Below are 5315 nucleotides of genomic sequence, written 5' to 3' on the forward strand. Positions count from 1 at the left end.
TGAGGAGGAATGGCGCCGATGACCCGCGCCGATGACGATGCAGAGCGCAGCGATGAGGAGGAATGGCGCCGATGACCAGCGTGCTGATCGTGGAGGACGAGGAGTCGCTGGCCGATCCGCTGGCGTTCCTGCTGCGCAAGGAGGGATTCGAGGCCACGGTGGTCACCGACGGGTCGGCCGCGCTGGCCGAGTTCGACCGGGCCGGGGCCGACATCGTACTGCTGGATCTGATGCTGCCGGGGATGTCGGGCACCGACGTGTGCAAGCAGTTGCGCGCGCGTTCCAGCGTGCCGGTGATCATGGTGACCGCGCGCGACAGCGAGATCGACAAGGTGGTCGGGCTGGAACTGGGCGCCGACGACTACGTCACCAAGCCCTATTCGGCGCGTGAGCTGATCGCCCGCATCCGCGCGGTGCTGCGCCGCGGCGGCGACGACGACTCCGAGATCAGCGACGGCGTGCTCGAGTCCGGGCCGGTGCGCATGGACGTCGAGCGGCACGTCGTTTCGGTCAACGGTGACACGATCATGTTGCCGCTCAAGGAGTTCGACCTTCTCGAGTACCTGATGCGCAACAGCGGGCGGGTGCTGACCCGCGGGCAGCTGATCGACCGGGTGTGGGGCGCGGACTACGTGGGCGACACCAAGACGCTCGACGTCCACGTCAAGCGCCTGCGGTCCAAGATCGAAGCCGACCCGGCCAACCCGGTGCACCTGGTGACGGTGCGCGGGCTGGGCTACAAGCTGGAGGGCTAGCCCCGGGCTAGCCCGGCTGAGTCGCCGGCGGGGAACCGTTCGCGTCGAAAACCGTCCGGGCGTCGTCGCCGGCACTCAACTCGATGCGCCGACGCATGTCCGCCGTCATCGGCGGAAGATCATCGAGGTCGAACCACGCCGCGGCGGTGCTCTCGTCGTCGGCCGCAAACGGCTCGCCGCATACCCACTGCATTCGGAACACGTGATCCAGATATTGGGCCCGGTCCCCGTTGGCGTGGACGGTGCGCATGGCCGACTGAGCGCCGCAGCTCGACGATGAAGTCGGGGATCGGCATTCATCGAGTGTGCGTCGAGGGTTTTGCTTGTGCATCCAGGGCGGTTTGCACCGGCGTGTCGCCGCCCAGGATTCACCCCCGACGCCCAGGTTTCACACTCGATCAGCGGACGGCGACGACCTCGTCGCCCACGACCTCGTCGCCCACGGCCTGTGCCACGGCCATGATCGACACCGGCGGGTTCACCTCCGGGCGGCACCGCGGCCCGGCGGTCAAGGGCGGCGCGCGGAAACGAAAAGGTTCGGCATGAGGTCCTTGGCCGCCTCGTCGCGGCCGTAGCGGGTCAGCCAGTCACGCAGGGGCGTTGTCGTGGCCGCCCAGCCGTGGTCGGTCAGCCAGGAGCCGACGTCGGTGCGCTCCTGCGGGTACCACAGTTCCTCGACGTCGACGACATCGGCGTCGACCAGCCGGGCGGCCGCCGCATGCAGGCGGTCCATCTGGTCACGCTGGCGCGCCTGCCACCGGGGATCGAAGGCCTCGGCACCGACGGCATTCGTGGCCAGCAGGGTGCCCGGTGCGCTGAGCGCGTGGATGCGTTCGAACAACAGATCCTGCGCCGACGGCGTGAGGTAACGAAGCAGTCCCTCGGCCGACCAGCAGGTGGGCCGGGCCGGGTCGAAGCCGGCATCGCAGAGCGCCTGCGGCCAATCGTGACGCAGGTCTACCGGTACGTACACCGGCGTCACCGCCGGGAGGGCGCCGTGCCGGGACAGGGTGCGGGTCTTGAAGTCCAGCACCTGCGGTTGGTCGACCTCGTAGACGGTGATCCCGTCCGGCCAGGGGAGCCGCCAGGCTCGCGAATCCAGCCCCGACGCCAGGATCACCATCTGGCTCACCCCGGCGCGCGCGGCGGTCAAGAAGAACTCGTCGAAGAACACCGTCCGCACCGCCATGAAGTCCACCATCGCCCGCAGCTGCGCCCGCACGTCGGGGTCGTCGGGCAGCGTCGGCTGGGCAAACAGACTCCAGATGCCCGGGCCGGCCTCGTCCAGGAACAGCCGCGCGTAGGGGTCGCTGATCAGCGGATTATCGCTTTCGCTCTCCACCGCGCGCGCCGCAGCGACCTCCAATGCCGTGGCGCCCACGCTTTCGGTGATGCTCCAGGTGTCGTCATCGGTTCTGGACATGCTGGTTCCCCTCCCGGTATCGCATCAGGTTCGGATCGAGGCGTAGTACTTACTCCCGGCGAAGGGCGATGCTGCGGCACGCGTGGCGATGCCGTTATCGGCAAGCAACCGGGTCAGCGGCGTCGTGACCGTCTCCCAGCCGTGCTGTGCCAGGTAGCGCGCGACGTCGTGACGCGGGCCGGCATAGACCAGGTCGGAAGGCTCGACGTCGAAGCCCTGGTCGCTCCAGCGTTCCCGGAGCGGCCGCATCACCTCGCGGGACGGCGGCACGAAAACCTCCGCGGCCAGCCGGCTGCCGGCGGAGCTGAGCGCGCTGACTTGGTCCAGCAACCGATCTTGGGCATCCGGTGGCAGGAATGGCAGCAGGCCTTCGGCGATCCACGCGGTGGGCCGGCCGGATTCGAAGCCGGCCCCACGCAGCGCGGCGGGCCAGTCCAGCCGCAGGTCGACAGGCACCGCCCGCAGGTCCGCAGTCGGCTGCGCGTCCATCCCGGCGAGCGTGGCGGTCTTGAAGGCGCTGACCGGCGGCTGGTCGATCTCGAACACCGTGGTTCCCGGCGGCCAGGGCAGTCGATAGCTGCGGGCGTCGAGGCCGGCGGCGAGTATCACCGCCTGACGAATCCCCGCTGCCGCCGCATCGAGAAAAAACTCGTCGAAGTAGCGGGTGCGGACCGCCATGAGGTCGACGAACCACTGCAGAACATGCCGGCAGTCGTCGTCGGAGAGGTCAAGTTCCCCACCGGCCCAGCGCTCGAAGACGTCGATTCCCACGGCGCGCACCAGCGGCTCGGCGAACGCATCGTCGACGAGCCGACGATCGGTCCGGCTCGCGACAGCCCGCGCAGCGGCCACCAGTGTCGCGGTCGCCCCCACGCTCGTCGCGAGATCCCAGGTGTCGTCGTCGTGGCGGTGCCGCATTCCCATACTCGCCAATCATTGCACCGCTCGCGTCTGTGTTCACCTTCGACCGATTCGGGTGCCCGTGGCCGCCGATGCGCGACGACTGCCGCCAGCTACGATCGAATTGCCTTGCGGCAGAGTTCAAACACGGAGCCGCCGCGCCCCGCTCTGTTCGCTGAGCCGGGTGGCGGGATGCACCGCGACCAGCCCTAACTTGCTGCGCCGCTTGCACATCGCGGCCAGTTCCGCGTAGGCCTTGGCGCCCAGCAGTTCGGTGAGTTCGTCGGCCAGGCTTTCCCACACCTGCGTGGCGCCGACATGGGCGCCGGGGTCACCGGTGCAGTACCAGTGCAGGTCGGCGCCGCCGGAGCCCCAGCCGCGGCGGTCGTATTCGGTGACCCAGGTCTTGAGGATCTCGGTGCCGTCGGGCCGCGTCACCCATTCCTGGCTGCGCCGGATCGGCAGCTGCCAGCAGACGTCGGGCTTCATCGTCAGCGGCGCGACCCCCAGCTTGAGAGCTTTGCTGTGCAGCGCGCACCCCGCGCCGGCGGGAAAGCCGGGCCGGTTCAGGAAGATGCACGCATCCTTGTGTTTGCGGGTGCGGTACTGCGGTTGGCCCTCGTGCTCGTCGAGTTCCAGGTAGCCCTTGCGGCCCAGGCCCTTGTCGCGGAACTGCCAGTCGTCGTCGGTCAGCTTGGTCACGGCGTCGTCGAGGCGGGCGCGGTCGTCGTCGTCGGACAGGAACGCGCCGTGCGAGCAACACCCGTCGTCCGGGCGGCCCGCCACCGTGCCGTGGCAGGCCGGCGTCCCGAACACGCACGTCCAGCGCGACAGCAGCCAGGTCAGGTCGGCCGCGATCAGGTGCTCGGGGTTGTCGGGGTCGTAGAACTCCACCCATTCGCGGGCGAAGTCCAAATCGACTTCCTGCCCGGGGCGGGGGTCCGGATTCGGCACGGGTTCACGGTAGACCACGATTCGGGCCCGGGCGCCCGCTGACACCCGGGCCCGGTGGCCGCGAATCGCCGGGACCCGGGCGGGTCGAACAACGCTGTTCATGACGCCGGGCTGCATGCGATTGCCCGCCTCCTCCTCAGACCGCCACGCGGTCTGCATCGTCGCCGGGCTGCATCTGACTGCCCGCCTCCTCCTCAGACCGCCACGCGGTCTGCATCGTCGCCGGGCTAGGTTGTTTGGGTGCGATTGGGTGTGCTCGACGTGGGTAGCAACACGGTCCATCTGTTGGTGGTCGATGCCCACCGCGGCGGCCATCCGACCCCGATGAGTTCGACGAAGGCCACGCTGCGGCTCGCCGAGGCGACCGACAGCTCGGGCAAGATCACCAAGCGCGGCGCGGAGAAGCTGATCTCCACGATCGACGAGTTCGCCAAGATCGCCGACAGCTCGGGTTGCGCGGAGCTGATGGCCTTCGCCACGTCGGCGGTGCGCGACGCCGAGAACTCCGAGGACGTGCTCGCCCGGGTGCGCAAGGAGACCGGCGTCGAACTGCAGGTGCTGCGCGGGGTCGACGAGTCGCGGCTGACCTTCCTGGCGGTGCGCCGCTGGTACGGCTGGAGCGCGGGCCGCATCATCAACCTCGACATCGGCGGCGGTTCGCTGGAGGTGTCCAGCGGCGTCGACGAGGAGCCCGAGGTCGCTATGTCGCTGCCCCTGGGGGCCGGGCGGTTGACGCGCGAGTGGCTCCCCGACGACCCGCCGGGCCGCCGCCGGGTGGCGATGCTGCGCGACTGGCTGGACGCCGAGCTGGCCGATGCCGGCGTCGCGGTCCTGGACGCAGGCCCCCCGGACCTGGCGGTGGCGACGTCGAAGACTTTCCGGTCGTTGGCACGGCTCACGGGGGCGGCGCCCTCGGCGGCCGGGCCGCGGGTGAAGAGGACGCTCACCGCAAACGGCCTCAGACAACTCATATCTTTCATCTCTAGGATGACGACCGCTGACCGCGCGGAGTTGGAAGGGGTGAGCGCCGAACGGGCACCGCAGATCGTGGCGGGTGCCCTGGTGGCGGAGGCAAGCATGCGAGCGCTGTCGATCGAAACGGTGGATATCTGCCCGTGGGCCTTACGCGAGGGCCTCATCTTGCGCAAACTCGACAGTGAAGCCGACGGAACGGCCCTCGTCGAGACCGCGGTGCGCGATGCTGGAGACCGGGTCGGGACTCATCTCCTCGGCCCCGGATTGCTGGCCGGCGTCGGGTTCGTCGGCCTGGCGCGCGGGCCGCG

At 69.5% G+C, this 5315-nt stretch carries 5 protein-coding genes and 1 pseudogene; 2 read left to right on the forward strand and 4 right to left on the reverse strand.

Going from position 1 to position 5315, the window contains the following annotated elements:
- The first annotated feature begins 71 nt into the window (after positions 1–71).
- Entirely contained in the window at positions 72–755 is a 684-nt protein-coding gene (gene regX / locus FPZ47_RS26435; RefSeq protein ID WP_144957019.1) for a two-component sensory transduction protein RegX, read from the forward strand.
- A gap of 7 nt (positions 756–762) precedes the next feature.
- Here regX and FPZ47_RS26440 read toward each other — a convergent pair.
- The 4 genes and pseudogenes from FPZ47_RS26440 to FPZ47_RS26455 all read right to left on the reverse strand — a co-directional run.
- Positions 763–996: pseudogene (locus FPZ47_RS26440) on the reverse strand (NUDIX hydrolase); the annotation flags it as partial.
- Positions 997–1263: 267 nt separating this feature from the next.
- The gene (locus FPZ47_RS26445; protein WP_144957021.1) at positions 1264–2178 is read right to left on the reverse strand and encodes a class I SAM-dependent methyltransferase; all 915 of its coding nucleotides are present in this window, start codon (positions 2176–2178) and stop codon (positions 1264–1266) included.
- Positions 2179–2202: 24 nt separating this feature from the next.
- Positions 2203–3102: an SAM-dependent methyltransferase gene (locus FPZ47_RS26450; protein ID WP_246133627.1), complete on the reverse strand. Its 900-nt coding sequence runs from the start codon at positions 3100–3102 to the stop codon at positions 2203–2205.
- Positions 3103–3219: 117 nt separating this feature from the next.
- Positions 3220–4032, reverse strand: a complete 813-nt coding sequence (locus FPZ47_RS26455) for a DUF3109 family protein (RefSeq protein ID WP_144957024.1) — start codon at positions 4030–4032, stop codon at positions 3220–3222.
- Positions 4033–4272: 240 nt separating this feature from the next.
- On the opposite strand from FPZ47_RS26455, the gene FPZ47_RS26460 reads away from it, so the two are divergent.
- Positions 4273–5315 (forward strand): Ppx/GppA family phosphatase (locus FPZ47_RS26460; RefSeq protein ID WP_246859915.1); only part of this gene is annotated, 1043 nt, incomplete at its 3' end.

The sequence above is a fragment of the Mycobacterium helveticum genome (assembly GCF_007714205.1).
Taxonomy (GTDB): domain Bacteria; phylum Actinomycetota; class Actinomycetes; order Mycobacteriales; family Mycobacteriaceae; genus Mycobacterium; species Mycobacterium helveticum.

What these genes read in the sequence shown, in the direction of transcription:
- FPZ47_RS26445 (WP_144957021.1), bottom strand. Translation starts at nt 2,178, where the DNA reads ATGTCCAGAACCGATGACGACACCTGGAGCATCACCGAAAGCGTGGGC.
- regX (WP_144957019.1), top strand. Translation starts at nt 72, where the DNA reads ATGACCAGCGTGCTGATCGTGGAGGACGAGGAGTCGCTGGCCGATCCG.
- FPZ47_RS26450 (WP_246133627.1), bottom strand. Translation starts at nt 3,102, where the DNA reads ATGGGAATGCGGCACCGCCACGACGACGACACCTGGGATCTCGCGACG.